Source organism: Actinomyces sp. S6-Spd3, assembly GCF_000758755.1.
Classification (GTDB): Bacteria; Actinomycetota; Actinomycetes; order Actinomycetales; family Actinomycetaceae; genus Pauljensenia.
Genome location: NZ_JRMV01000212.1, coordinates 1 through 510, shown reverse-complemented (window position 1 = coordinate 510; position 510 = coordinate 1). Strand labels below are relative to the sequence as shown.

General features: G+C 57.3%; 1 pseudogene. It reads right to left on the bottom strand.

The features are described 5' to 3' along the window. Window positions 1-471 (bottom strand): annotated as a pseudogene (locus HMPREF1627_RS01795) (glycosyl transferase); the annotation flags it as partial. Window positions 472-510 lie beyond the last annotated feature (39 nt).

The window sequence follows — 510 nt, the reverse complement described above, 5'->3', positions numbered from 1 at the left end:
AAGCCCCTGGTTTTCAGCTAACCTCACTACGTCGATGGGCTGGCCGGCAATTTCGGTGGCCCTGTCGATGGACTCTTGTAACGCATCAGGCACAGGGCCGTCTTGGACGAGCACCACCTGATCGGGTTTCAACTGCTGTTCACGAGTAATTGATACTAGTGCCCGCTCAAACTGTTGCGGGTCATCCCCCGCGTAAACGGATGTGAGCACGGTGAATGGCTCATTTTCGTTTGCAAATGCTAGATGCGCGTCTGCTTCAACGATCTGGACATCGTGTGCGACGGGCGTGTGGGCAAGCACCTCGACGGTGGCGCGCGGCGGGCGCGTCCCCTGTTTTATACCTTCTACGGCAAAGACAAGCAGGGCCTTCGGGTCGGCAGAGTTCTTCACGGTCAGACCCCAGCGCAACACCGATTTACCGCTATATAGCGCCTTTTCAACCGGGTTGAGTGCGTGCGAGCGCGTGTACATCCACAGCTTGTTACGCACTTCGTTTACAAAGCGCGGGCC